We start from the raw sequence: 24854 nt of genomic DNA, 5'->3' as shown, positions 1-24854 counted from the left end.
TCGATGACCTTCAACGAAGGCATGCAAATCGACACCAGCACGTCGTCATCGTCTGCTGGCGGTCGCAGCGTAGCCATCGGCGGCGGGCTTGCGGGTCTGCTCGTCGTAGTGGTGGCGATGCTGCTGGGCGTCGATCCCGGTGGTGTGCTGAGCCAGATGCCGATGAACGTGGAGGGCGCCACCGCGCCCGGTTTCGACTTGCGCCAGTGCAAGACCGGTGCGGATGCCAACAAGTACGTGCAGTGCCGAGTGGTGGCCACCGGCAACTCCGTGGACGCGGTATGGACGAAGCTGATGCGCGGCTACACGCGTCCACGCGTGCGGCTGTTCAGCGGAGAGGTGGCCACCGGTTGCGGGCCGGCCAGCAGCGACGTGGGGCCGTTCTATTGCCCAGCGGACAAGACCGCGTATTTCGACACCGACTTCTTCCATGTGCTGGTGACCCAATTCGGTTCCAACGGTGGGCCATTCGCCGAAGAGTATGTGGTGGCGCATGAATTCGGTCACCACGTGCAGAACCTGCTGGGGGTGATCGGCCGCGGTCAGCAGGGTGCGCGAGGCGCCGCAGGCAGCGGCGTGCGCACCGAGTTACAGGCCGACTGCTATGCCGGCGTCTGGGGGCACTACGCATCCACCATCGTTCAGGCGGGCACCGGAGCGCCATACCTAGAACCGTTGAGCGACAACGACATTAAAGATGCGCTCTCGGCCGCGGCGGCGGTGGGCGACGACCGCATCCAGGAGCAGACCGCCGGGCGCACCAACCCGGAATCATGGACGCACGGTTCGTCCAGACAACGGCAGAAGTGGTTCACCATCGGCTACCAAAGCGGCGACCCCAACAAGTGCAACACCTTCAACGCCACGGACCTGGGCTGAAGTCGCAGGAGCTGCTGAGCTCAGGCGCTTGCCAACAGTTTCTGCAACTCGACGCGCCCCTGGTCGTCAAGTGGTAGCAGCGGCGGCCGCGGGTCACCGGCCGGGAAGCCGAGCAGGTCGAGGCCGGCCTTCACGGTGGTGGCCAGGCCGCCGTCGACGATGAACCGCAGCAGGGGCTTGAGGTCGTCGTACAGGTGTTGCGCCTTGTCCAGGTCGCCGGTGCGTACCGCCTCATACAGGTCGATACACGGCTGGGGCCGCAGATTGGGTGCGGCCGTGCACCAGCCGGACGCACCCGCTTTGAGCGCGTCGAGCACCAGCGGGTTGCTGCCGTTGTAGAAGGGCAGCTTGCCCTCGCTGAGTGCGTCGATGCGCTGCATGCGGGTCAGGTCGCCGGTCGACTCTTTGACCATGGTGACGTTGTCGATGCTGTCGAACATGGTGACCAGCAGCTCGGGACTCATGTCTACGCCGCTGGTAGCCGGATTGTTGTAGGCCATGATCGGGATGTCGATGGCCTCGCCGATGCTGCGGTAGTGCTGCACGATCTCGCGCTCGGTGAGCTTCCAGTACGACACCGGCAGGACCATGACGGCGTCGGCTCCCGCCTGCTGCGCATACTGGGCCCGGCGAACGGTCTTGGCGGTGGTCACATCCGACACGCCGACGATGACCGGTAGCCGTCCGTTGACGGCCGTCATCGTGGTGTCGACGACGGTGTCGAACTCGGACTCGTCCAGGTAGGCCAACTCACCGGTGCTGCCGAGTGGGGCGATCGCGTGGACCCCGTTGGTGACGAGTTTGTCGACGAGGGCGGCCAGGGTCTTGGTGTCGATACCGCCGGAGCCGCCGGACGTGAACGGCGTTATCGGGTAGGCGATGATGCCGTGAAATTTTGGCGGTTTCGGCGAGTCCGGCACGGAACTGCTCCTAATCGTTTAGTAGGGGTTGGTTACTGGTCGTGTAGGCCAGGGCGATTCCTGTGTGGTCTGCCGTTGGGTGATGCCTGGGAGCTCCCGGCGTATGACGCCTTATGAGAGAGCGGCGCGCCTGACGGCAGATCATGGCTTTCGGTGGTGGGATGCCGTTGCTCGAGCCCGCCACAGGGTCGACCTCCCGGCTAACGATCCCGAGCTTCGAGCTCTTCGAAAGAACGAGGCCCTGTGGTGTGCTGGAGTCACGGACGGCTAGTGAGATGACGGACCTTCGAGTCCTGCGATTAGGGCGCCGCGTGACCCCATCAAGGCTCGTGACCGGTTGAGTGATCGAAGGAGCGGTAATTTGGAACTTTTTTGCGGAATCGACTGGGCCACATCGCATCACGATGTCGCCGTGGTAGACGCCGACGGTCGCGTGGTGGCCCGCGGGAGGGTCGATAACGACGCGGCGGCTTTGCACAGTTGTTGACCCTGTTGGCCGAGGTCGGCGACAGCGCCGAGCATCCGATCCCGGTGGGGATCGAAACCGACCGCGGGCTGTGGGTAGGCGCGTTGCGCGAAACCGGCCGGGCGATATATCCGATCAATCCGTTGGCGGCCTCGCGGTATCGGGCGCGGTATGCACTCGGGCGCCAAATCCGATGCCACCGACGCAGTGCTGTTGGCCAACATCATCCGCACCGACCCCGACGCCCACCGCCGGCTGCCCCTCGACACCGAGCTGACCCAGGCTATCCGGGTACTGGCGCGCGCCCAGCAGGACGCCGTGTGGGCACGTCAGCAGATCGGCAACCAGATCCGCGATCTGCTCAAAGACTTCTACCCGGCCGCGCTGGCGGCCTTCGCAGACCTGCCCAGCGGAGGGCTGGCCCGCGCCGACGCGCGCACCATCCTGGCGGCCGCGCCAACCCCCACGCAGGCTGCAAAACTGACCCCGGCGCGGCTGCGCCGGTTGCTGGTCAAAGCCGGCCGCCGCCGTGACCTCGACCGTGACGTCGAGCGGCTGCGCAGCGTGTTCACCGACACCTACCTGCACCAACCACCCATGGTGGAAAACGCGATGGGCATCCAGCTGGCCGCGCTGCTGCGCCAGTTCGAGGCCGCGAGCGCGGCCGGCGATGACCTGGCCGAGGCGGCGATCGCCCATTTTGAACAGCACCCGGACGCCGCGATCATCACCAGCTTCCTGGCCTGGGAATCTGACTGGCGCCCGGGTGCTCGCCGAGATCGGCGACGACCGCGCCCGCTTCGCTGATGCCCGCGGGTTGAAAGCCTTCGCTGGATCGGCCCCTATCACCCGCGCCAGCGAGAAACCGTTGTGACACATCGGCATATCAAAAACCGGCGCCTGGCCGCGGTCGGCTCGATCTGGGCGTTGGCATCGTTGCGCGGTTCCCCGGGTGCCCGTCGCCACTTCGATGCCCGCCGCGCCGCAGGAGACTGGAACCGCCAAGCCCAACGACACCTGTTCAACAAGTTCCTCGGCCAACTCCACCACTGCCTGCAAACTGGCCAACGGTACAACGAACATCAGGCGTTTCCACCCCCTCTCACACTCGCGGCTTGACTTCTAACTTCGTGAGATGTCTCTCAGCTGGTGATCGCATCGGGGTGACGCGCCAGGGCGCGGCGGGCGTAGTAGGCGAAGTTGGCCCGGCTGCGCGCGGGCGTGAGCGTCCAGTCGTGGGCTTCGCGGGCCAGTTCGACCGGGAGTTCCTTGATGGTGCCGGCGGCCATCGCGGCCAGCTGCAGTTTCGCGGCACGCTCGATGAGGACCGCGAGCGAACATGCCTCCTCGATGCTGGCCCCGGCCACCACCTGCCCGTGATGTGCCAACAGCACCGCTTTCTTGTCGCCGAGCGCGGCGGTGATGATTTCCCCCTCCTCGTTACCGACCGGCACGCCGGGCCAGTTGGCGAGAAACGCGCAGTCGTCGTAGAGCGGGGTGGTGTCCATGTGCGACACGATCAGCGGCACCTCGAGCATGGACAGGGCCGCTACGTGGAATGGGTGCGTGTGCACGATGCACTGCACGTCGGGACGGGCGCGGTAGATCCAGCTGTGAAAGCGGTTGGCGGGGTTGGCCATTCCGTCGCCGTCGAGCACATTGAGGTCCTCGTCGACCAGCAACAGATTTTCCTCGGTGATCTCGTCGAACCCGAGACCCAGACGCTGGGTGTAGTACGTCCCCGGTTCTTCGGCGCGGGCGGTGATCTGGCCGGCCAGCCCGGAATCGTGCCCGGCATCGAACAATGCGCGGCAGGTGAGCGCGAGCTTCTGCCGGGTGGTCAGCTGCGATTCCGCGGTCTCGGCGGCCAGGCGCTGCTGAGCCCGGCGCATCAACTCCGACTTTTCCACACGGGCAGTCGCAAAATCGTCCGAAGCAGCGCGCTCCTGGGGAATTTCGCGTCTGCTCGCGCTAGCCATATGACACAATGTAGCACTACAGGAAACTTTGTGTCATCTATGTTTCGAACGAGGGAGTCACCGGTGGCGGCATTGCTGCGGCCCGTCCGCAAGGAACGTGGCCTGACCCTCGAGCAACTGGCCGAGCGGACCGGGCTGACCAAGAGTTACCTTTCGAAAATCGAGCGTGGGCACAGCACGCCGTCGATCGCCGTGGCGCTCAAGGTGGCCCGGGCGCTGGACGTCGACGTCGGACGACTCTTCTCCGAGGAGGCGGCCAACGAGCGGATCACCGTCGACCGTGCCGAGCATCGCAGTGGCGACCGCTACCGGGCGCTGGCATCAACTCAGCTCGGAAAGACAATGTCGCCGTTTGTGGTTCGTCCGACGGTGGCCGCCACCGACGACCCGCCCGCGGAGCACGGCGGCCAGGAGTTCGTGTTCGTGCATGCGGGCACCGTCGAACTGGCATACGGGGACCAGACGGTCACCCTGGGCGCCGGGGACAGCGCGTATTTCGACGCGACCGTCGGCCACAAGCTCAAGTCGGTGGGGAGCGAACCTGCCGAAGTCGTCGTCGTTACCAGGGCCGAGTCGAGCAGGTGACCCCGGTGGTGGCGGTTTGGTTGGCCACCACCTGGCCGTCGACGGCGATCTCGCAGTGAAGTTCCGCGAGAACCCCGGAGCTGCAGTCGGGCCACTTGCAGCCGCCGCTGGCGGTGACGAACGCCCACTGATTCGGGTTGTTCAGCGTCGTGGTGTAGACCAGCGGGTCCCCGGGGCTGAACGTGGTCGGAACGGTGAGCAGATACTGCGACGAGTTGGCGTCGAAGGCCGCCTGGCTGGGCGGGTCGCTGTTGATGTACCGGACATTGCCGGTGAGGTTTCCGGTGCTGGTGATCGTGTAGGTCACTTGGTGGCCGGCCGGGTCTGCATGTGAGGTGGCGGCGGATGCCGTCGCTGCCCACGCCCCCACGACCGCTGCTGCCGCGCACGCGCTTGCCAGTTTTCGCACGTTCGTCATATCGAAAACGCTACCGGATTCGTTACCCATTGGATTTCGGCCGAGTAGGTGCGCGGCTAGGCCGAGCTCGCCGAACGTGGGGCGTATCGACCGCCGCGGTCGAATCCGGGTACGTAGGCCACACTCTCGGTGGCGACGGTAGATGCGCGCGGCGCGGCCGAGTCGCCGAACGTGAGGCGTATCGACCGCCGCGGGCGAATGCGGGTACGTAGGCCACACTCTCGGCGGCGGCGGCAGGTGCGCGCGGCGCCTCCGAGTCGCCGAACGTGAGGCCGGTTGCCCGCCGCGGGCGAATGCGGGTACGTAGGCCACACTCTCGGCGGCGGCGGTAGGCGCGCGGCCACGTCGAGGGGGCGTTCACCTTCAGGTCGCTTGGCTTCGGTATGAAGCGTATGTGGATGACGCCAGGGGGATCAGCCGTCGCACCTTGCTGACGACGGGCGCGGCGGCGGTCGCCGGAGTGGGCGTCGGACTCGGTGGGGCCGCGCTACTGGGCTCGCCGAGTCGCGGCCCGGGTGTCTGGTACCAACCCGACCGCACCGGCGCACCGCCCGTGGGCGGGTTGCATCTGCAGTTCGGTCGCAATGCCGGCACCGAGGTCGTCGTGTCGTGGCATACCACCGACGCCGTCCGCAATCCGCGCGTGCTGCTCGGCACACCAACGGCGGGCTTCGGCGACGTCATCGCTGCGGAAACCCGGACATATCGGGATGCCAAGTCTGGCAGTGAAATTCGCGTCAATCACGCGCGTCTGTCCAACCTGACCCCAGACACCGATTACGTGTATGCCGCGGTGCACGACGGCACCAAGCCGGAGTTGGGCACCATCCGAACGGCTCCAGCCGGGCGAAAACCACTGCGCTTCACCAGCTTCGGTGACCAGTCGACGCCGATGCTGGACCACCTGACCGAAGGCCGGTACCTCAACGACCACATCGGATCCCCGGCGGCCGGCGACACCACCGTTGCGATCGAGCGCATGGCGCCGCTGTTCAACCTGGTCAACGGCGACCTGTGCTACGCGAACCTGGCCAGCGACCGCGTCCGCACCTGGTCGGACTGGTTCCAGAACAACACCCGCTCCGCGCGTTACCGGCCGTGGATGCCGGCGGCAGGCAATCACGAGAACGAAAAGGGCAACGGCCCAATCGGCTACGGCGCCTTCCAGACCTTTTTCGCGGTTCCCGACTCGGGGTCGAGCCCGGAGCTTCGCGGCCTGTGGTACTCGTTTACCGCTGGCTCGGTGCGGGTCATCGCCCTACAGAACGACGACGTGGCGTTTCAGGACGGCGGCAACGTCTATGTGCACGGCTACTCCGGCGGCGAGCAAAAGCGTTGGCTGGAAAGCGAACTCGCCGCCGCCCGGCACGACCCTGACATCGATTGGGTGGTGGTCTGCATGCACCAGACGGCGATCTCCACCGCCGAGGCCAACGGCGCCGATCTCGGTATTCGGCAGGACTGGCTACCGCTGTTCGACCAATACGCCGTCGACCTGGTGCTGTGCGGCCACGAACACCACTACGAACGATCACATCCGCTGCGCGGGGCGCTGGGCACCGACACCCGTACCCCGATACCCGTCGACGCCGGCACCGACGTCATCGACCCCACGAAGGGGACGGTGCATCTGGTGATCGGAGGCGGCGGTACATCGAAGCCGACCAACGGCAAGTTCTATGCCGACCTCAAGTGCCGGGTCATCACCGGCGTCGGCGATGTCGACCCCGAAAGCGGTCACAAGAAGCCGATCTATGTGATGGAGGATGCGCCTTGGTCGGCGTTCCGCGACCGCGACAACCCTTACGGCTTCTCGTCTTTCGACGTCGACCCGGGACAGCCGGGCGGCACCACGTCGATCAAGGCGACGCACTACGCCGTGACCGGGCCGTTCGGCGAGGTGACCCCGATCGACCAGTTCACCCTGACCAAGCCCCGGGGCGGCTGACTCAGAACAACGTCGGCTGCAGGGGCTCCGGTGCGCTGGCCGCTTCTGCTGCGACCGTCGACGGCCGGGAATCACCGGCCAGGCGGTGTTTCTTGACCAGCGGCGCGGCACGCTGGCGCAGCATGTCGCGGTAACTCTCGGGCAGATACGCTCCGCGCCGGTACAACTCGCGGTACGCGGCGAGCAGTTCGGGGTGCTGGCGGGACAGCCAGGCCATGAACCAGCCGCGCGTCGATCCCCGCAGATGCAGACCGAACACCGTGACGCTGGTGGCGCCGGCGGCGGCGATCTGGCCGAGCAGGCCGTCGAGGTGCTCGGCGGAATCCGTGAGGTGCGGCAGCACCGGAGCGACCATGACATGACAGTTGAGTCCGGCGTCGCGGATTGCCCTGATGAGCTGCAGTCGGGCCTGCGGGGTCGGGGTGCCGGGCTCGACATCGCGGTGCAGTTCCGGGTCCCCTACCGCCAGCGACACGGCGACCGAGACCGGAACATGTTGCGCCGCATCGGCGATCAGCCGCAGGTCGCGACGCAGCAGGGTGCCCTTGGTCAGGATGGACAGCGGCGTTCCGGACCCGGCCAACGCGGTGATGATGCCGGGCATCAGCGCGTAGCGGCCCTCGGCGCGCTGGTACGGATCGGTGTTGGTGCCCAGCGCGACGGTCTCCCGTTGCCAGGACGGCCGTCGCAGCTCGCGACGCAGGACCTCGGCGACATTGGTCTTGACGATGACCTGGGTGTCGAAGTCATCGCCCGGGTCGAAGTCCAGATATTCGTGGGTGGGCCGCGCGAAGCAATAGCGGCAGGCGTGCGAGCAGCCGCGGTAGCCGTTCACGGTGAAGCGGAATGGCAAGGCCGCGGCGTTGGGGACTTTGTTCAGTGCCGACTTGCACAGCACCTCGTGAAAGGTAATGCCGTCGAAGTGCGGTACGCGCACGCTGCGGACGAGGCCTAGGCGCTGCAGCCCGGGTAGCGCTCCGTCGTCGACGGGTGTGCCGTTGACCGCGATCGCCTGGGTGGACCAGCGCATGCCACTAGTCGAACACTAGTTCGACTCATCAGTCAAGTTATGGATCGCTGAACTTCTCGATCCACGGGATGCCGAAAAACCCGGGGCGGACGGTCAGCCGTACCGGTCCCCCGTTGCGCACGGCGGCTACGTCCCAAAAGCTGCGGCCCGTGAAACTCGCCTCGCGTACTCGTCCATTCACCATTGTCGTTACGGTCCGACTGGGGCGACTGTGTCTTGAGGTGGATTCGTACTCGATTTCGTGGATCGTTCCCATCACCGTCATCTCGGGGCCAAAGTCCAATTCCGCATTGAGGAAGGGGGCGAGCGAGAAAATCCCGGCGATGAACGACATCACGGCGATAAGGACGTTCATCACGATGATCACCTTCAACTTCGTGCCGCGGTGGCCGTCGAATGCAAAGAACCACGCCACGCCCGCGATGGCAAGGACCAGTCCCAGCGCCATGCCGACGTAGTCGATGGGTCCGAGGCACAGGTATGGCCTAACCCAGTTCGTCGACAGACTGGCGATCAGGAGGACGACAAGCGGGGTTTGCGCAAAGCTCTTGCGCGTAAACATCACCCGGTTAACGTACTCAGCCTGCCGGCAGCTATTGGGCATATCAGCAAACCGGGCGTGCATTAGTCGACTACGCGCTAGGGATCGCTGAATTCCTCGATCCACGGTATGCCAAAGAGGCCGGGGCGGACGGTCAGCCGTACCGGTCCCCCGTCGCGCACGGCGGCCACGTCCCAAAACTCGCTTGGCGCGAAGGATCCCTCGCGCTCGCGTCCGTCGACGACCGTCGTGACGCTACGCGTGCGGGCGAACCTCGAGGTCCTCGTTCCCTCCTGCTTGATTACTTGGATCGTTCCCATCGCCGTCGTCTCGGGTCCGAAATCCAACGCGGCGTTGAGGAAGGGAGCAAACGTGTAGACCCCGGCGATGAGCGCGAACGCGAAGTTCAGAAGCAGCAGGAATGCCACCATTTTTCGTGACATGCCGCGGTGTCCGCCAAATACGAAGAACCACGCTGCGCCGGCGATGCCGGCACCCAAACCCAGCACAACCGCAACGGGCCAGATGGGCCCGAGACACGGATACGGTTTCGTCCAGTTGGTCGAGAGCGCGGCAATGAAGAATAGAACAACTGGGACTATCGACAAAGCCGAGGCCTTACGCTCCACGCGGTCAAGGTACACGCCTGCCGTCGCACAACCGAGCGTGCGCAGATGTACAACTTCCACCGGCGCGTCGCGTACCGACACGCACGCTCGCCGTAAAGAGGGGGGCTAAATCTTGAACCGGCCGGCGAATCCGCGCAGCGGGATGTCGGCGCTGGTGAGCAAACCGGGCGGCGCCTCGACAACCGACCTGATCGCGGCGAGGGCCGGCATACCGGTGATGGTCATGCCGATGGAGGCGAAGTTGTCGGGGTTGGACAGGTCGACTCCGGGTTTGGGAAAGACCATGTGCTTGTTGTAGATGCACGGGTCGCCCTTGATGCTGGTGATGTAGCAGCCCCTGATCTTCCAGTGCGGCTCGGTGTATGGGGTCATCTGCCATTCCAAATGCGTCTCGATCCGGGGGACGCCGTCGACCATGCCCTGGTACTTGATGTAGTTGCCGCCCAGCGACCCTTTGGGCAGCGTGTACCAGCCCAGGTCAACGTCTTTGGTGCAGGCGCCCAACTCGGCGCTGAACTTGACCTCGTCGAGCTTGAGGTCAAAACAGTCGGCCATCAGCAGCACGCTGTCGGCGAAGACGCGGGTGTACTTCTCCAATTTCGACGGAATCTCCGGGTCGTCGACCGGCTGTCCATAGCCGACTTCGATCCAGGTGTCCTTGGAGTGATGGCAGGACACGTCGACGGATTCGATGGTGGTGATGTTCTCGATTTCGGCGACGTCGGCCGAGCACACCACACCCAGAATCTGGTTCAAGCCTGGGTTCATGCCCGTCCCGTAGAAGGTCGAGCCGCCCTTCTCGCAGGCCTCGGCCAACAGCTGAGTCACCGGCTTGCCCGACGGGTGGGGGTGGTTGGTGTCGCGGTGCCAGCCGGTGATCCAGTCGGCCGTGGTGACGATATTGATCCCGGCCTCAAGCACTTTGACGTAGAGATCCTCGTCGGGAAACACGCCGTGAAACGTCAGCACGTCCGGTTTGGCCGCGATGATCTCTTCAATGGAACCGGTCGCCTTGACGCCGATCGGCCCGATGCCGGCGAGGTCCCCGGCGTCCTTGCCGACCTTGTCCGCCGAATAGCAGTGCACGCCAATGAGTTCGAGATCCGGATGCGATTGCAACCGCTTGATCATCTCGGACCCGACGTTTCCGGTGGCCACCTGGAAGACGCGGGTGGGTCGAGCGGATGCACTCATGCGGTTCAGCCTTTCTGGGTTGCTGCGTACACTTCAGCGGCGCTGCCGCCAATGCCGTCGGGATAAAACTGCTTGGCCCAGTTGCGAATTGCGGTGAAGCCTCGATACTCGTCGGTGGCCAGCGCGGGCGGATCCGAGTAGCGCTGGTGCTGCCAGATCTGGACGTCCTGCTCGAACTGACGAATGACTTCTTGACCGAATTCGCGGGCCCGCGTCTCGGCGCGCGCCGGATCCTTCGACTCCTTGCGACCGATGTAGACCATGAACCGGACATCGGAGGTGGACTCGTCCACCGGGGTGATCGCCGAGATGGTGCGGTTGTCGACCATCCCCCAACTCTTCGTCACCGCGACTCCCAAGCCACCGTTGATGGCCTCTACCCCACTGTTGACGTCTTCGATCTTCTGCCCGTCGTCGCCTTCGAAGGTGATGGTGAAGTCGACGTAGGACACCGGAGCGTCGAAGTCGTGCCGGGTGAACACCGGCACGATCGGTGTGCCGTGCACGTACTTGAAGTGCGCGAAGTCCACGCCGTTCTCCAGCACGTACTGCGGATGCAGTTCCAGGCGTTCCCGGTACAGCCGCTGTTGCGGGTAGTAATCGTCGACGCTGCTGCCGTCGCCGAAGCTGGCGAACACGTCCGGCGCGTCGAAGTAGGGCGCGCGTCCCTGCACGTCATGCCAGATGTAGACCGATGCGTTGCGTTCGACGACGGGATAGGTACGAATGCGTCGGCCTCGATTGGGGCGGTCCTGATAGGGGATGCAGACGTTGCGGCCCTCGTGGCTCCACTGCCATCCATGAAAGGGACATTGCAACACCTCGCCGACGACCTTGCCGCCGTATCCGAGGTGGGCACCGAGGTGTTCGCAGTAGGCGTTCATCACCGTCAGCTGGCCCGATTCGGCCCGCCAGGCCACCAACTCCTGGTCGAAGTACTTCATCTTGTGCACGTCACCGACGCCGATCTCGTCGGACCAGGCGACCTGAAACCATCCGGTCGGCTTCATCGACAACGGCGGCTTGGCCATACGGGGGCGACCTCCTCAGAATCAACAATCAGAGTACCTTCTATGAAAATAGAAGTCGAGACGTAGGATCGGTGCATGGCCGACAAGGCTGAGGGTGGGGTGCGCCGTCCCAATCGACGCGGCAACGCGACGCGGGAGAGCATGCTCGAAGCCGCCCTTCGGTCACTCGCCTCTGGCGAACCCGGGTCAGTGTCGGCCAATCGGATCGCCAAGGACATCGGCGCCACCTGGGGTGCGGTGCAATACCAATTCGGCGATACCGACGGCTTTTGGGCCGCCGTGCTGCACCGCACCGCCGAACGACGCGCAGCGGCGTTCACGAACCTCGCGACGCCGGCGCAACCGGACGTCCCCCTGCGGGAACGCCTCGCGGTGATCATCGAGACGCTCTACCGCGGCCTGGCCTCGCCCGATTCGCGCGCGATCGAAAACCTGCGCGCCGCACTGCCCCGCGACCCCGCCGAACTCGAACGCCTGTATCCCCGCACCGCCGCCGAGTTGTTCTCCTGGGGCAAGAGTTGGCTGCAAACGTGTGAAAACGCGTTCGCCGGCCTCAACGTCGACCAGGAACGGGTGCGGGAGGTTGCCGCCCTGATTCCCGGCGCCATGCGGGGCTTGGTGTCGGAGCGTCAACTCGGCTCCTACGCCGATCTGGACAAGGCGCGGCGCGGTCTGACCAACGCCCTGGCCGCCTACCTGGAGAATTCGGGAGGAACATAGTGGAACCATTGCGGCTCGAGGTGCCGCAGGCTCAACTCGACGACCTGCACGACCGTCTCAGCAAGGCGCGATGGCCGGCCGAAATCGCCGATGCCGGTTGGGATTACGGCACCGACCAGGCATTCCTGCGTTCCGTGGTCGACCATTGGCTGCACCACTACGACTGGCGCCGTGTCGAGGCCGAGGTCAACGCGAGCGGTTCGTTCGTCACCACCGCCGCCGGGCAGCGCGTGCACTTGCTGCACGCCCGCTCCGACAACCAGGACGCGATCCCGCTGGCCATCACCCACGGCTGGCCGGGCTCGATCGTCGAATTCCTCGACGTGCTACCGCAATTGCGACAGCGCTTTCATGTCGTCGCCGTGTCGATGCCCGGCTACGGCTTCTCCGGCCCGACTCGGGAACGCGGCGTCGACATGGCCCGTGTCGCGGCCGCGGTTGCCGACGTGATGGGCCAACTCGGTTACGAACGCTACGTCGCGCAAGGCGGCGATTGGGGCGCGCTCGTCACGCGCCACCTCGGCGAGCATTACGCGCAGAACGTGGCGGCCATACACAGCAACATGTTGTTCGCGCCACCCGACAAGAACGATCCCGAACTCCTGGCCGCCGTCACTGAAACGGAACTCGCCGCCATTGGGGCCAGCCTGGAACGCGTCAAGGACGGCACGGCGTACATGGAATTGCAAGGCACGCGGCCACATTCGCTGGGTTTCGGGCTGGACGACTCCCCGCTGGGTCTGGCCGGATGGATCCTCGAGAAGTTCCACGCGTGGTGCGACATCCGTGACGGCATGCCGATATCCACCGATCGCCTCATCGACAACTTGATGTTCTATTGGCTGACCGGCACGGCGACATCGGCCGCGCGGCTGTACTGCGAATCATTGCGGGCGGGCACGAGCGCGCTCAGCGACTGGTCCGGCCGGGTCGACGTGCCCACCGGTTACGCGGTCTACCCGGGCGAACTGCTGCAAACGCCACGCGCCTGGGCCGCCGCACGCTACAACCTCGTCCACTACGCGGTTCACGATCGCGGCGGGCACTTCGCCGCATTCGAACGGCCTGCCCTGTTCGCCGCGGATCTGACCGCCTTCGCCGACGTGCTCTATGAGCAGAAGATCTTCTAGCGCAACCGCGTAATGACCTCGTCGACAACGGAATCCGTCGCTACCGGAACCTGATCGCCGGTGGTGAGATCCTTCACCCCTATCGTGCCGGCCTCGAGGTCCCGGTCCCCCGCAACCAAGGCGATGCGCGCCCCAGAACGGTCTGCCGCACGCATGGCACCCTTGAGGCCACGGTCGCCGTAGGAGAGATCAACGCGCACCCCGTTGGCGCGCAACTGGCCCGCCAGTACCGCAAGTCGCAGCTTGGCCTGCTCACTCAGGGGCACGCCGAATACGTCGCATCGGGTGGTCTCCCCCACGCTCTTGCCCTCGGCCTTCAAGGCCAGCAGCGTCCGGTCGACGCCGAGGCCGAATCCGATGCCGGACAGGTCTTGTCCGCCCAGCTGGCGCATCAGGCCGTCGTAGCGGCCGCCGCCGCCGATGCCGGACTGCGCGCCCAGGCCGTCGTGCACGAACTCGAAGGTGGTCTTGGTGTAGTAATCCAGGCCGCGCACCATGCGGGGGTTGATCACGTAGCGCACCCCGAGTGCGTCCAGGTGCGCCAGCACCGTGTCGAAATGCTGCTTGGCCGCGTCGGACAGATGGTCGAGCATGACCGGCGCATCGGCCGTCATCGCGCGCACCTCGGGACGCTTGTCGTCGAGCACCCGCAGTGGATTGATCTCGGCACGCCGTCTTGTTTCCTCGTCGAGATCGAGACGGAACAGGAACTCCTGCAACAGTTCCCGATACTGCGGACGGCAGGTGTCGTCGCCGAGCGAGGTGATTTCCAGCCGGAACCCGTCGAGACCCAGGGAACGGAACCCGGCGTCGGCAATCGTGATCACCTCGGCGTCCAGTGCCGGGTCGTCGACGCCGATCGCCTCGACGCCAACCTGCTGCAGCTGGCGATACCGGCCCGCCTGCGGACGCTCGTAGCGGAAGAACGGTCCGGCATAACAGAGCTTGACCGGTAGCGCGCCGCGGTCCAGGCCGTGTTCGATCACCGACCGCACCACCCCCGCGGTGCCCTCGGGACGCAACGTGACCGAGCGGTCGCCGCGGTCGGCGAACGTGTACATCTCCTTGGACACGACGTCGGTCGACTCACCGACGCCGCGAGCGAACAGCGAGGTGTCCTCGAAGATGGGCAACTCGATATAGCCGTAGCCGGCCCGGCGAACGGTGTTGAGCAGGCCGTCACGCACCGCGACGAACTGTGCCGACTCGGGCGGAAGATATTCCGGCACTCCCTTGGGCGCCGAGAAAGCCGAGTAGTCCGTCACCGCTTACAGACCTTCGAGGAACGGGTTGAATCGGCGTTCGGCGCCGATGGTGGTCGCATTGCCATGTCCGGGTAGTACCACTGTCCTGTCGTCGAGAACTAACAATTTGTCGCGGATGGAGCGCAGCAGGTCGCGGCCGCTGCCGCCGAAGAGGTCGGTGCGGCCGATCGACCGCTCGAACAGCGTGTCGCCGCTGAAGACGACGTCGGCGTCGTTCTTGGCGGCCTGCAGGACGCGGAAGCACACCGACCCGCGGGTGTGTCCGGGTGTGTGGTCGACGTTGACCGAGACACTGCCGAGGTCGATCTTGTCACCGTCGCGGTCCAGCTCGACGACCTGCTTGGGTTCGCGGAAGAACGCGCCCGCCGCCAGCTGCGCCACCCGCGGCCCTAGGCCGTAGATCGGGTCGGTGAGCATGAATCTGTCCTCGGGGTGGATGTAGGTGGGGCAGCCGAACATGTCGGAGACCTTTTGCGCGGACCACATGTGGTCGATGTGGCCGTGGGTGATGAGGACCGCGGCCGGGGTGAGCCGGTTCTCGTCCAGGATGCGCCGCAGCTGGCCCAGGGCTCGTTGACCAGGGTCGACGATGATGGCGTCGGTCCCCTGGCGCTCGGCGAGCACGTAGCAGTTGCACTGCAGCAGGCCGGCGGGGAATCCGGTGATCAACACAGCTTTGAGTTTCCCATCCCCACTTGACACTGAACGCGGCAGCCACATTAGCCTGGGCTGTCGTGCCGACCAATCAACAACGACGAGCGACAGCGAAGCGCAAACTTCAGCGGCAGCAGGAGCGCCGCGCCAAGCAGGCAAAGAGGCGCCGCCTTCTCGCCATCATCGGTGGCGCGGCGCTCGCGGTGGCGGTGATCGTTGCGGTGGTGGTCGTCGTGGTCATGAACAAGGACGACAACACGAGCACGACGGCGTCCCCCAGCAGTTCGCCCACCACCTCGGAGCCTGCGGGACCTGGCGGGCTGCCGCCGTTCAAACCGTCGGCCAATTTGGGAGCCAACTGCCAGTACCCGCCGTCGCCGGACAAGGCGGCCAAGCCGGCCAAGCCGCCGCGGACGGGCAAGGTGCCGACCGAGCCGGCGCAGATCAGCATGAGCATGATGACCAATCAGGGCAAGATCGGCCTGATGCTCGCCAACAACGAATCGCCTTGCACGGTCAACAGCTTCGTCAGCCTCGCCCAACAAGGTTGGTTCAAGGACACCAAGTGCCACCGGTTGACGACGTCCGAGTTCCTGGGGGTGCTGCAGTGCGGCGACCCGAAGGGCGACGGCACCGGCGGGCCCGGCTACCAATTCGACAACGAATACCCGACCGACCAATACCCGCCGAACTCTCCTGACCTGCAGCTACCGGTCATCTATCCCCGGGGCACCTTGGCCATGGCCAACTCCGGGCCGAACACCAACGGCAGCCAGTTCTTCATGGTTTACCGCGACTCCCAGCTGCCCCCCGAGTACACCGTGTTCGGCACGATCCAGGCCGACGGCTTGGAGACCCTGGACAAGATCGCGAAGGCCGGCCTGGCCCCGGGAAGCAAGCAAGGAGACGGTGCCCCGGTCGGCGACGTCATCATTCAGTCGGTGTTGCTCGACTAACCGACCGGGCGGTACCCGCGGAATCGTCCACCTGCCGCCGCCGTAAGCGATAATTTGAGCTTCCGGTGCTTACGGGGGAGGTCGCTTTGGCGGGGAGGGCTCCCGAACGCACATTCGGGCGATACAAGCTGCTCGGCCTGTTGGGTCGCGGCGGAATGGGCGAAGTCTGGCGCGCCTACGACACCGCGACCGACCGCATCGTCGCCATCAAGGTTCTGCCGCCACACTCTGCCGAGGACCGCGAGTTCCAGCAGCGTTTCCGACGGGAGGCACGCACCGCCGCGGCCCTCAACGACCCGCACGTGGTGCCGATCCACGGCTACGGCGAAATCGACGGCCAGCTGTATGTCGACATGCGGCTGATCGAGGGCCGCGACCTGATGCGGTACATCGTCGAACACGGCGGCCGGCTTAGCCCGGAGCGGGCGGTCACCGTCATCGAACAGGTTGCGGCGGCGCTGGACAGCGCCCACCGAGCCGGGTTGGTGCATCGCGATATCAAGCCGTCGAACATCCTGGTCGCCAACGCCCGCGATTTCGTGTACCTGATCGACTTCGGGATTGCCCGTAACGCCGCCGACACGTCGTTGACCAGATCCGGCGACACGTTGGGAACTGTCGCCTACATGGCACCCGAACGGTTCGACGGCGCAACGGATCCGCGGTGCGACGTGTACTCGCTGGCGTGCGTGCTGCACGAGTGTTTGACGGGTGGCCGCCCCTACCCCGGCAACAGCCTGGAAGCTCAGCTCGTCGGCCACCTCAACACGCCGCCGCCTCGGCCGTCGACCATGGTGCGGGGCTTACCGCGGGCGCTGGACGAGGTGATCGGCCGCGGTATGGCCAAAAACATGAAGGCCCGCTACCAGACCGCGCCAGAACTCGCCGAAGCGGCGAGGGCTGCACTGCGACCGCGACCCGCCCCGCCGCCTCCCCCGCCACCCACACCCCCGCCGCGTCCGGCGCGGTTTGGCGAAGTACCGACCCAGCTGGCACCCGCGCAGAGTGTGACGCCGGAACTATCGCCACCGCCCAGCGCGCCGCCGTCCAACACACCGCAACCCAGCGTGCAGGAGCCCGATGCACCAATACCGCAAAGATGCCCGCCGCGACGGCCAAACCGCCGCGGTCGGGCAAGGTCCCGACCGATCCCGCGCAGATCCCCGCCATCCTCAGCACCGACCATGGCGACATCGGAGGCGCAATCCACCTGTTGACTAATTTTATTGTCACCAGCGTCAATTCGGCACTTAGAGCGGGGCTGATGTATGTCGTTCATGGTCGTGCTGCCCGAGTCAATAGCCACTGCGGCAACGGATCTGGCGAAGATACAGACAACGATTAGGGCCGCGAACGCGGCGGCCGCAGCCCACACGACGACTCTCCTGCCGGCGGCCGCCGACGAGGTATCCGCGGCCATCGCCACGCTCTTCGGCACGCAGGCAAACGAGTATCAGGCGCTGAGCGCGCGGGTAGTGGCGTTCCACGACCAGTTCGCGCAAACTTTTTCCGCCACCGCGGCGTCTTATGCGCAGACCGAGGGGCTCAATGCGGAGTGGTTGCTCAACGCGGTGAATGCGCAAACCCAGGCCTGGTTCGGCCGGCCGCTGATCGGTGACGGTGCGGACGGAACGTTGCCGGGACAGGCGGGCGCGCCGGGAGGTTTGTTGTACGGCAACGGCGGTAACGGGAACGCCGGTGACGCCCCGGGAATTGCCGGCGGCGCCGGTGGCGCAGCGGGACTGATCGGCAGGGGCGGTAACGGCGGTGCCGGTGGTGCGGGCGCGGTCGGTGGCGCGGGCGGCAACGGCGGATGGTTGCTGGGCAACGGCGGCAATGGCGGCAGCGGCGGGACAGGCGGCGCCGGCGGTAATGCCGGGTTGTTGGGCAACGGCGGCGCGGGCGGCGCCGGAATCGGCGGCGGGGCAGGCGGTGTCGGCGGCAACGGCGGGGTGCTGTTCGGCCACGGCGGTGGCGGCGGCAGCACCGCAGCGGCAGGCGTGGCCGGGGGTGTCGGCGGTCGGGCCTGGCTGTTCGGCAACGGCGGGTCGGTGGCGCGGCGGTGCCGGGGCCACGGGCGTCACCGGCGGCACCGGTGGTAGCGGCGGCCAGGGTGGATGGATCTACGGGGACGGCGGTTCCGGCGGCAGCGGCGGGGCCGCCGGGGGGACCGGCGGTGCGGGCGGTCAGGCCGGCTTGTTCGGCACCGGCGGCACCGGCGGCGCCGGCGGGATCGGCGACTCAGGTGTCGACGGCGGCGCAGGCGGGACAGGCGGTCTGGGTGGATTGCTGTTCGGCCAAGGCGGCGTCGGCGGTATCGGCGGCACCGCTGCCGGCCCGGGCTTGTCCGGCGGGGTTGGCGGCAACGGAGGCCGGGCAGGCCTGATCGGCACTGGCGGCGCGGGCGGGGCCGGGGGCAACGGCTCCGCCGGTGCCGACGGTGCGTCGGCCATCGCCCCAACGGATCCGTCGACGTCGGGCGGCAACGGCGGCAACGGCGGTGCCGGCGGAGCGGGCGGTGACGGCGGTGCCGGTGGCGCTGGCGGACTGCTGCTGGGCAATGGTGGAGTGGGCGGCAACGGCGGCATGGGCGGCGTCGGCGGCGACGGCGGCGCGGGCGCCAACGGCAGTCACGCCTCGAACTTCGAGGCCGTCGCGGGAAACGGCGGTGACGGCGGCGACGGCGGAGCCGGCGGTAACGGCGGAGCGGGTGGTAACGGCGGGGCCGGGGGCGCCAGCGGCCTGTTAGGCCACGCAGGCTACGACGGCCGAGGCGGACACGGCGGCGTCGGCGGTGCCGGTGGGGCACCTGGTGACGGCGGGAACGGTGGAGTCTCGACCGTCTTTGGCGGCAACGGCGGGAACGGCGGAAACGGCGGCGATCCCGGCGCCGGAGGACTGGGCGGCGCAGGGGGCACGGGAATCACCCCCGGCCTGGCGGGTGCGGCCGGTAGTACCCCGACAAGCGGCGGAAACGGCGGACACGGCGGACACGGCATGCCGGGGATCTTCCTAACCCCGGGCCAATCAGGCGGCAATGGCGGAAACGGCGGTAACGGCGGGCTGGTCGGCAATGGCGGAAACGGCGGAAACGGCGGAAACGGCTCCGATGGAACAAGTTTCTTCTTTGGCCCCGGCGTTGACGGAGGTGCCGGAGGCCACGGCGGTGCCGGTGGGGCAGGTGGAGCACTGGGGGGTGACGGCGGAAATGGCGGTAATGGCGGCGTTGGCGGCAGAGGCGGCAACGGCGCAAACGGAACAGACGGTCTGGACGCCACCGCACCCGGCGGCCAGGGTGGCGATGGCACCAACGGCCAGAATGGCAGGGCCGGCGGAAACGGCGGGAACGGCGGAGCCGGCGGCGCGGCACCGGCGGGCAAGGCCGGAATGCAGGGCGCGGGCGGAGCCGGTGGCGACGGAGGCACTGGCGGAGTCGGCGGCAACGGCGGCAGAGGCGGGGATGGCTTCGCCGGCAGTGCCGGTGGGAACGGCGGCAAAGGCGGCGATCCAGGTCAAGGCGGAGCCGGCGGCATCGGTGGTCAAGGGTCGACGCTTGGCGAGAACGGCGCGAAGGGCGCCATGCCTACCAGCGGCGGCAACGGCGGCGACGGGGGCCGCGGAGGCGACGGCTTCCTCTTGGGCGGAAACCCCAATGGCGGAAACGGCGGGAACGGCGGAAACGGCGGGCTGGTTGGCAACGGCGGCAGAGGCGGTGACGGCGGAAACGGCAGCACCGGCAGCCCTGGTTTGCCCGGAATAGGCGATGGCGCACACGGTCAGGCGGGCAGTGTCGGCGGTTCCGGCGGCCATGGCGGAGCCGGTGGTTCGGGCGGTGCCCTTGCCGGCAACGGCGGCGACGGGGGGAACGGCGGCAGAGGTGGCACGGGCGGCACCGGAGGCCAAGGCAGCAAGGGCGCCGACGCCACCGAGCTCGGCGCCCACGGTCAAACCGGCGGCAATGGTGGTAAAGGCGGCAAGGGCGGTGCCGGCGGTAACGGCGGAGCCGGTGGCGCCGCGCCGGCAGGTAAGGCTGGCACCTGGGGCGCGGGCGGCGACGGTGGCGCCGGCGGGACCAGCGGAGCCGGCGGCAATGGCGGCAACGGTGCAGCCGGAACGATGAGCGTCAACAACGGCATCGGCGGCAACGGAGGCAACGGCGGCGACCCCGGAATGGGTGGCGAGGGCGGCCTCGGCGGTTCGGGTTCCAAGCAGGGCAACACCGGTGCGACCGGCGCCATCGCCAGCAGCGGCGGCAACGGCGGGAACGGCGGAAAGGGCGCGGACGCCACCGCCCCCGGTGGCACCGGCGCGGCCGGCGGCAACGGCGGCGACGGTGGGCTCGTCGGCAACGGCGGCAAGGGCGGCACCGGTGGTGCCGGCGGCCAGGGCAGCACCGGAGCTGCGGGGACGGTCGGCGGAACGGGCGGCACCGGCGGGGTGGGAGGCGCCGGCGGTAAAGGCGGTTCGTGGGCCGGCAACGGAGGCGAAGGCGGAACCGGCGGTGTCGGTGGCACCGGCGGCACGGGGGGCGTCGGCAGCACGGGCAGCAACGGCACATCCCCCAGCGAGGGTCCCGGTGGGAACGGTGGTTCCGGCGGGATCGGCGCGACGGGTGGCGCCGGCGGCACCGGCGGCGCCGGCGGTGCCGGCGGCGCAGCCGTTGCCGGACAGGCCGGCAAACAGGGCGCCGGCGGTGCCGGCGGGACCGGCGGAACCGGCGGCACGGGCGGCAACGGCGGCAACGGCGGCAACGGCGCTGTTCCCACCATCAACGTTTCGAAGGCCGGTAACGGCGGCAAGGGAGGCTCCGGCGGCGACGGCGGGTTCGGCGGTGCCGGCGGTGCCGGCGGTCAGGGCTCCACTACCGGCGCTACCGGTGCCACGGGCGCTCGCGGCAACGGCGGCAACGGCGGCAACGGCGGGAACGGCGGCAACGGCGACCTCTTCAACGGAGGTGCTGGCAGTGGCGGCGACGGCGGCACGGGCGGCCAAGGCAGCACCGGCGGGAACGGCGGCAAGGGCGGCGACGGCGGCACCTCCGACAGCGGCCATGTGGGCGGCACGGGCGGCTGGGGCGGAAGCGGCGGCCTCGGCCTCGTGGGTAAAGGCGGCAACGGCGGCAACGGCGGCACCGGCGGCGGGGGCGGCCTCGCAACTGCCGCCAACGGTGGTCTCGGGGGCTTTGGCGGCCGGGGCGGTGACGGCTACGGTGGCGGCGGCAACGGCGGCAACGGCGGTAGCGGGGGTACCGGCGGCCAGGGCGCTGCGGGCGCATTCGGCGGTCCGGGCGGCTCCGGCGGAAATGGTGGGAACGGCGGACAGGGCGGCGGTACCTGGAACCCCCAGGGCAATTACGTCGCGGGGCTCTTCGGCACGTCCGGTGGCGACGGCGGCCCTCCCACTGGGGCCGGCGCCATCTTCGGTGGCAGCGGCGGTAAAGGCGGGCTCGGCGGTCCCGGCGCTTTGTTCTAGCCCGCCCGTAAGCATCTCTAGGCGTGCTCTAGGCGGCTCCTAAGCCGCATCCTAAGCCGCGGACGTCACCCGATACACGTCGTAGACGCCCTCGACGTTGCGCACCACGTTGAGCAAGTGACCCAGATGCTTGGGATCGCCCATCTCAAAGGTGAACCGGCTGATCGCCACCCGGTCTCCCGACGTCGTCACCGACGCGGACAGAATGTTCACCTTCTCATCGGCCAGCACCCGCGTCACGTCCGACAGCAACCGGTGCCGGTCCAGCGCCTCCACCTGGATAGCCACCAGGAACACCGACGAGGGTGACGGCGCCCAAAGCACCTCGATGATGCGTTCGGCCTGCTGCTGCAACGACGCCGCGTTGGTGCAGTCGGTGCGGTGCACACTCACTCCCCCGCCGCGGGTAACGAACCCCATGATCTGGTCGCCCGGCACCGGGGTGCAGCACTTGGCCAGCTTGGTCAGCACACCCGGGGCGCCCGGGACCGCGACGCCGACGTCTTCGGTGCTGCGTGGCCGGCGCGGCATGGTCGCCGGCGTGGACCGTTCGGCGAGTTCCTCTTCGGCTTGATCGATTCCGCCGAGTTCGGCCAGCAGACGCTGCACGACATGGCGGGCCGACACATGTCCCTCGCCGATCGCGGTGTACAGCGCCGACACGTCGGTGTAGTGCAGTTCCCGCGCCACCGCACTCATGGAGTCCGCACTCACCAAGCGCTGCAACGGAAGTCCGCCTCGACGGACCTCACGGGCCATGGCTTCCTTGCCGGCCTCCAGCGCTTCCTCGCGCCGTTCCTTGGCGAACCACTGCCGGATCTTCGTCTTTGCCCGCGGCGACACCACGAACTGTTGCCAGTCCCGCGAGGGGCCGGCATTGGACGCCTTGGAGGTGAAAACCTCGACGACTTCCCCGTTTTCCAGCTTGCGTTCCAGCGCCACCAACCGGCCGTTGACCCTAGCACCGATGCAGCGATGGCCGACCTCGGTGTGCACCGCGTAGGCGAAGTCGACCGGCGTGGATCCCGCCGGCAATGTGTAGACGTCACCCTTGGGCGAAAACACGAAAATCTCCTGCACCGCAAGGTCGTAACGCAGCGACTCGAGGAACTCGCCGGGGTCGGCCGCCTCCCGTTGCCAGTCGAGCAGTTGGCGCATCCAGGCCATGTCGTCGATCTCGGCGGCCGCGTGTGGATGCGGAACGCCGTTGCGGCCCTTGGTTTCCTTGTAGCGCCAGTGCGCGGCGATGCCGAATTCGGCGGTGTTGTGCATGTCGTTGGTGCGGATCTGCACTTCCAGCGGCTTGCCTTCGGGCCCGACAACCGTGGTGTGCAGCGACTGGTACACGCCATATCGGGGCTGGGCGATGTAGTCCTTGAACCGGCCCGCCATCGGCTGCCACAGCGAGTGGACGACGCCCACGGCCGCATAGCAGTCGCGGATCTCGTCGCACAAGATGCGGATGCCGACCAGGTCGTGGATGTCGTCGAAGTCGCGTCCCTTGACGATCATCTTTTGGTAGATCGACCAGTAATGCTTGGGCCGCCCCTCGACGACGGCCTTGATCTTGGACGCGTTCAGGGTGGCGGTGATCTCGGCGCGGACCTTGGCCAGGTAGGTGTCGCGGGACGGGGCCCGGCCGGCGACCAGGCGAACGATCTCCTCGTACTTCTTGGGGTGCAGGATCGCGAACGACAAATCTTCCAGTTCCCACTTGACGCTGGCCATACCCAGCCGATGCGCCAGCGGCGCAATGACTTCCAGCGTTTCGCGGGCTTTGCGCGCCTGCTTCTCCGGGGGCAGGAACCGCATCGTGCGCATGTTGTGCAGGCGGTCGGCCACCTTGATCACCAGCACCCGGGGGTCACGGGCCATCGCGGTGATCATCTTGCGGATGGTTTCGCCTTCGGCGGCACTACCCAGTACGACGCGGTCCAGCTTGGTCACACCGTCGACAAGGTGGCCTACCTCTTCGCCGAACTCCTCCGACAGGGCTTCCAGGGTGTAGCCGGTGTCCTCGACGGTGTCGTGCAGCAGCGCGGCGATCAAGGTGGTGGTGTCCATGCCCAGCTCGGCCAGGATGTTGGCGACGGCCAGCGGGTGGGTGATGTAGGGATCGCCGCTGTGCCGCAGCTGACTCGCGTGCCGTTGCTCGGCCACCTCGTAGGCCCGCTGCAGCATCGACAGATCCGCTTTGGGGTAGATCTCCCGGTGCACGGCTACCAGCGGCTCGAGCACGGGATTGATGCCGCTGTTGCGGGCGGTCATCCGGCGAGCCAGCCGCGCCCGAACCCGACGGGACGCGCTGCTGGTGGTCTTGAGTGTTTCTACCGGCGGTTCAGGCGTCTCGACGGCCGGCGCCGCTTCAGGGGGTGCCGCTTCCGCATCGGGCACCACCAAATCTGCTGGCGGCGCAACAGCTTGCGTTGCGCTCGGGTTATCCGCCACGGTCGTCACCTCCGACCTCGAGGATATCGCTTCGCGGGGAGCTCAGGCGTAGCTCAAACTTTGAACCGACAACGGCGCAATGGCTTCGCGACCGCCGAGCGCCGGAAGTTCCACCAGCACGGCCGCCCCGGTCACGTTCATCCCGGCGCGCTTCAGTAACCGCGCCGCCGCACCCAAGGTGCCGCCGGTGGCCAGCACGTCGTCGATGATCACGATGCTGCGGTCCTGCAGGTCGAGGCCGTCGGCCGGGATTTCCATGGCCGCCGGGCCGTACTCCCGGACGTAGTCCTCGCCGATCACCGGCGGCGGCAGCTTGCCGCGCTTGCGGATGGACAACACGCCGCAATCGAGTCGGATGGCAGTCGCGGCGGCCACCAGAGATCCGCGGGACTCGATCCCGGCCACCAGGTCGGCCCCGGACGCAATTTCGGCCAGCGCGTCGACAACCGTCGCGAACCCATCCCGATCGGCGAACAGCGGAGTGAGGTCTTTGAACTGGACTCCCGGCTTTGGAAAGTCTGCGACGTCCCTGGTCAGGGATGCGATCACCTGGGCAATGGGAGGAGAACTCATTACGACCTTACGAGGC

Annotated in this window: 20 protein-coding genes and 2 pseudogenes; 10 read left to right on the top strand and 12 right to left on the bottom strand. The window is 67.3% G+C overall.

The features are described 5' to 3' along the window. The first annotated feature begins 3 nt into the window (after positions 1 to 3). Positions 4 to 879 (top strand): KPN_02809 family neutral zinc metallopeptidase, encoded by an 876-nt coding sequence (ypfJ, locus tag G6N68_RS10145; protein ID WP_163711184.1) that lies wholly within the window; start codon positions 4 to 6, stop codon positions 877 to 879. Between the two features lie 20 nt (positions 880 to 899). Here ypfJ and G6N68_RS10140 read toward each other — a convergent pair whose 3' ends face one another. Beyond that, on the bottom strand, positions 900 to 1799 hold the full coding sequence (locus G6N68_RS10140; RefSeq protein WP_163711182.1) for a dihydrodipicolinate synthase family protein: 900 nt from the start codon (positions 1797 to 1799) through the stop codon (positions 900 to 902). Positions 1800 to 2160: 361 nt separating this feature from the next. Between G6N68_RS10140 and G6N68_RS10135 the strand changes: the two are divergent. Further along, positions 2161 to 3384: pseudogene (locus G6N68_RS10135) on the top strand (IS110 family RNA-guided transposase). Between the two features lie 23 nt (positions 3385 to 3407). Here the strand turns inward: G6N68_RS10135 and G6N68_RS10130 are convergent. After that, complete coding sequence (locus tag G6N68_RS10130; RefSeq protein ID WP_371871554.1) at positions 3408 to 4253, bottom strand: aldolase; 846 nt, start codon at positions 4251 to 4253, stop codon at positions 3408 to 3410. A 54-nt stretch (positions 4254 to 4307) separates the two neighbouring features. Between G6N68_RS10130 and G6N68_RS10125 the strand changes: the two genes are divergently transcribed. Then, positions 4308 to 4829, top strand: a complete 522-nt coding sequence (locus G6N68_RS10125; RefSeq protein WP_163711179.1) for a helix-turn-helix domain-containing protein — start codon at positions 4308 to 4310, stop codon at positions 4827 to 4829. Here the strand turns inward: G6N68_RS10125 and G6N68_RS10120 are convergent. Next, positions 4804 to 5247, bottom strand: coding sequence for an Rv2576c family protein (locus tag G6N68_RS10120; RefSeq protein WP_163711176.1), 444 nt, complete (start codon positions 5245 to 5247; stop codon positions 4804 to 4806). The genes G6N68_RS10125 and G6N68_RS10120 overlap by 26 nt on opposite strands. 394 nt (positions 5248 to 5641) lie before the next feature. Between G6N68_RS10120 and G6N68_RS10115 the strand changes: the two genes are divergently transcribed. Then, on the top strand, positions 5642 to 7195 hold the full coding sequence (locus G6N68_RS10115) for a purple acid phosphatase family protein (RefSeq protein ID WP_163711174.1): 1554 nt from the start codon (positions 5642 to 5644) through the stop codon (positions 7193 to 7195). Between the two features lies 1 nt (position 7196). On the opposite strand, the gene G6N68_RS10110 is transcribed toward G6N68_RS10115, so the two are convergent. From G6N68_RS10110 to G6N68_RS10090, 5 genes are all read right to left on the bottom strand, one after another. Beyond that, entirely contained in the window at positions 7197 to 8225 is a 1029-nt protein-coding gene (locus G6N68_RS10110; protein WP_163711171.1) for an Rv2578c family radical SAM protein, read from the bottom strand. 37 nt (positions 8226 to 8262) lie between these two features. Then, a complete protein-coding gene (locus G6N68_RS10105) occupies positions 8263 to 8850 on the bottom strand; it encodes a hypothetical protein (RefSeq protein ID WP_163711167.1) in 588 nt (195 codons plus the stop codon). A 14-nt stretch (positions 8851 to 8864) separates the two neighbouring features. After that, positions 8865 to 9395, bottom strand: a complete 531-nt coding sequence (locus G6N68_RS10100) for a hypothetical protein (RefSeq protein WP_163711164.1) — start codon at positions 9393 to 9395, stop codon at positions 8865 to 8867. Positions 9396 to 9500: 105 nt separating this feature from the next. Then, positions 9501 to 10589 (bottom strand): NAD(P)H-dependent amine dehydrogenase family protein, encoded by a 1089-nt coding sequence (locus G6N68_RS10095; protein ID WP_163711160.1) that lies wholly within the window; start codon positions 10587 to 10589, stop codon positions 9501 to 9503. Positions 10590 to 10594: 5 nt separating this feature from the next. Beyond that, a complete protein-coding gene (locus G6N68_RS10090; protein ID WP_163711156.1) occupies positions 10595 to 11620 on the bottom strand; it encodes an aromatic ring-hydroxylating dioxygenase subunit alpha in 1026 nt (341 codons plus the stop codon). Positions 11621 to 11761: 141 nt separating this feature from the next. On the opposite strand from G6N68_RS10090, the gene G6N68_RS10085 reads away from it, so the two are divergent. Both G6N68_RS10085 and G6N68_RS10080 read left to right on the top strand, forming a co-directional pair. Then, the gene (locus G6N68_RS10085; protein ID WP_163718413.1) at positions 11762 to 12340 is read left to right on the top strand and encodes a TetR/AcrR family transcriptional regulator; all 579 of its coding nucleotides are present in this window, start codon (positions 11762 to 11764) and stop codon (positions 12338 to 12340) included. Further along, positions 12340 to 13470 (top strand): epoxide hydrolase family protein, encoded by a 1131-nt coding sequence (locus G6N68_RS10080; RefSeq protein ID WP_205351296.1) that lies wholly within the window; start codon positions 12340 to 12342, stop codon positions 13468 to 13470. The genes G6N68_RS10085 and G6N68_RS10080 overlap by 1 nt, the downstream gene beginning before the upstream one ends. Here the strand turns inward: G6N68_RS10080 and hisS are convergent. Further along, positions 13467 to 14735 (bottom strand): histidine--tRNA ligase, encoded by a 1269-nt coding sequence (gene hisS, locus G6N68_RS10075; RefSeq protein WP_163711153.1) that lies wholly within the window; start codon positions 14733 to 14735, stop codon positions 13467 to 13469. The two genes, G6N68_RS10080 and hisS, sit on opposite strands and share 4 nt — an antisense overlap. A 3-nt stretch (positions 14736 to 14738) precedes the next feature. Further along, positions 14739 to 15407, bottom strand: coding sequence for an MBL fold metallo-hydrolase (locus G6N68_RS10070; RefSeq protein WP_163711152.1), 669 nt, complete (start codon positions 15405 to 15407; stop codon positions 14739 to 14741). A 62-nt stretch (positions 15408 to 15469) separates the two neighbouring features. Between G6N68_RS10070 and G6N68_RS10065 the strand changes: the two genes are divergently transcribed. The 4 genes and pseudogenes from G6N68_RS10065 (at position 15470) to G6N68_RS10050 (ending at position 21817) form a co-directional block, all read left to right on the top strand. After that, positions 15470 to 16345 (top strand): peptidylprolyl isomerase, encoded by an 876-nt coding sequence (locus G6N68_RS10065; RefSeq protein ID WP_163711150.1) that lies wholly within the window; start codon positions 15470 to 15472, stop codon positions 16343 to 16345. 155 nt (positions 16346 to 16500) lie between these two features. After that, positions 16501 to 17591 (top strand): annotated as a pseudogene (locus G6N68_RS10060) (serine/threonine-protein kinase); the annotation flags it as partial. A gap of 22 nt (positions 17592 to 17613) precedes the next feature. Then, complete coding sequence (locus G6N68_RS32080) at positions 17614 to 18447, top strand: PE family protein (protein WP_163711149.1); 834 nt, start codon at positions 17614 to 17616, stop codon at positions 18445 to 18447. Next, positions 18356 to 21817, top strand: coding sequence for a hypothetical protein (locus tag G6N68_RS10050; RefSeq protein WP_163711148.1), 3462 nt, complete (start codon positions 18356 to 18358; stop codon positions 21815 to 21817). Before G6N68_RS32080 ends, G6N68_RS10050 begins: the two co-directional genes overlap by 92 nt. Before the next feature lie 51 nt (positions 21818 to 21868). On the opposite strand, the gene G6N68_RS10045 is transcribed toward G6N68_RS10050, so the two are convergent. Together G6N68_RS10045 and G6N68_RS10040 are read right to left on the bottom strand one after the other, a co-directional pair. Next, on the bottom strand, positions 21869 to 24265 hold the full coding sequence (locus tag G6N68_RS10045; protein WP_163711147.1) for a RelA/SpoT family protein: 2397 nt from the start codon (positions 24263 to 24265) through the stop codon (positions 21869 to 21871). Between the two features lie 42 nt (positions 24266 to 24307). Next, positions 24308 to 24838: an adenine phosphoribosyltransferase gene (locus tag G6N68_RS10040; protein ID WP_163711145.1), complete on the bottom strand. Its 531-nt coding sequence runs from the start codon at positions 24836 to 24838 to the stop codon at positions 24308 to 24310. Between the last annotated feature and the right edge of the window lie 16 nt (positions 24839 to 24854).

This window comes from Mycobacterium bourgelatii (genome assembly GCF_010723575.1).
Lineage (GTDB): Bacteria > Actinomycetota > Actinomycetes > Mycobacteriales > Mycobacteriaceae > Mycobacterium > Mycobacterium bourgelatii.
The sequence above is the reverse complement of the archived record's forward strand: the minus strand, read 5'-3'. Positions and strand labels throughout refer to the sequence as shown.

Excerpts from the sequence above, each read along its gene's own strand:
- G6N68_RS10110 (WP_163711171.1), bottom strand. The coding sequence starts at position 8,225 with ATGCGCTGGTCCACCCAGGCGATCGCGGTCAACGGCACACCCGTCGAC.
- ypfJ (WP_163711184.1), top strand. The coding sequence starts at position 4 with ATGACCTTCAACGAAGGCATGCAAATCGACACCAGCACGTCGTCATCG.
- G6N68_RS10105 (WP_163711167.1), bottom strand. The coding sequence starts at position 8,850 with ATGCACGCCCGGTTTGCTGATATGCCCAATAGCTGCCGGCAGGCTGAG.
- G6N68_RS10095 (WP_163711160.1), bottom strand. The coding sequence starts at position 10,589 with ATGAGTGCATCCGCTCGACCCACCCGCGTCTTCCAGGTGGCCACCGGA.
- G6N68_RS10040 (WP_163711145.1), bottom strand. The coding sequence starts at position 24,838 with ATGAGTTCTCCTCCCATTGCCCAGGTGATCGCATCCCTGACCAGGGAC.
- G6N68_RS32080 (WP_163711149.1), top strand. The coding sequence starts at position 17,614 with ATGTCGTTCATGGTCGTGCTGCCCGAGTCAATAGCCACTGCGGCAACG.
- G6N68_RS10085 (WP_163718413.1), top strand. The coding sequence starts at position 11,762 with ATGCTCGAAGCCGCCCTTCGGTCACTCGCCTCTGGCGAACCCGGGTCA.
- G6N68_RS10120 (WP_163711176.1), bottom strand. The coding sequence starts at position 5,247 with ATGACGAACGTGCGAAAACTGGCAAGCGCGTGCGCGGCAGCAGCGGTC.
- G6N68_RS10090 (WP_163711156.1), bottom strand. The coding sequence starts at position 11,620 with ATGGCCAAGCCGCCGTTGTCGATGAAGCCGACCGGATGGTTTCAGGTC.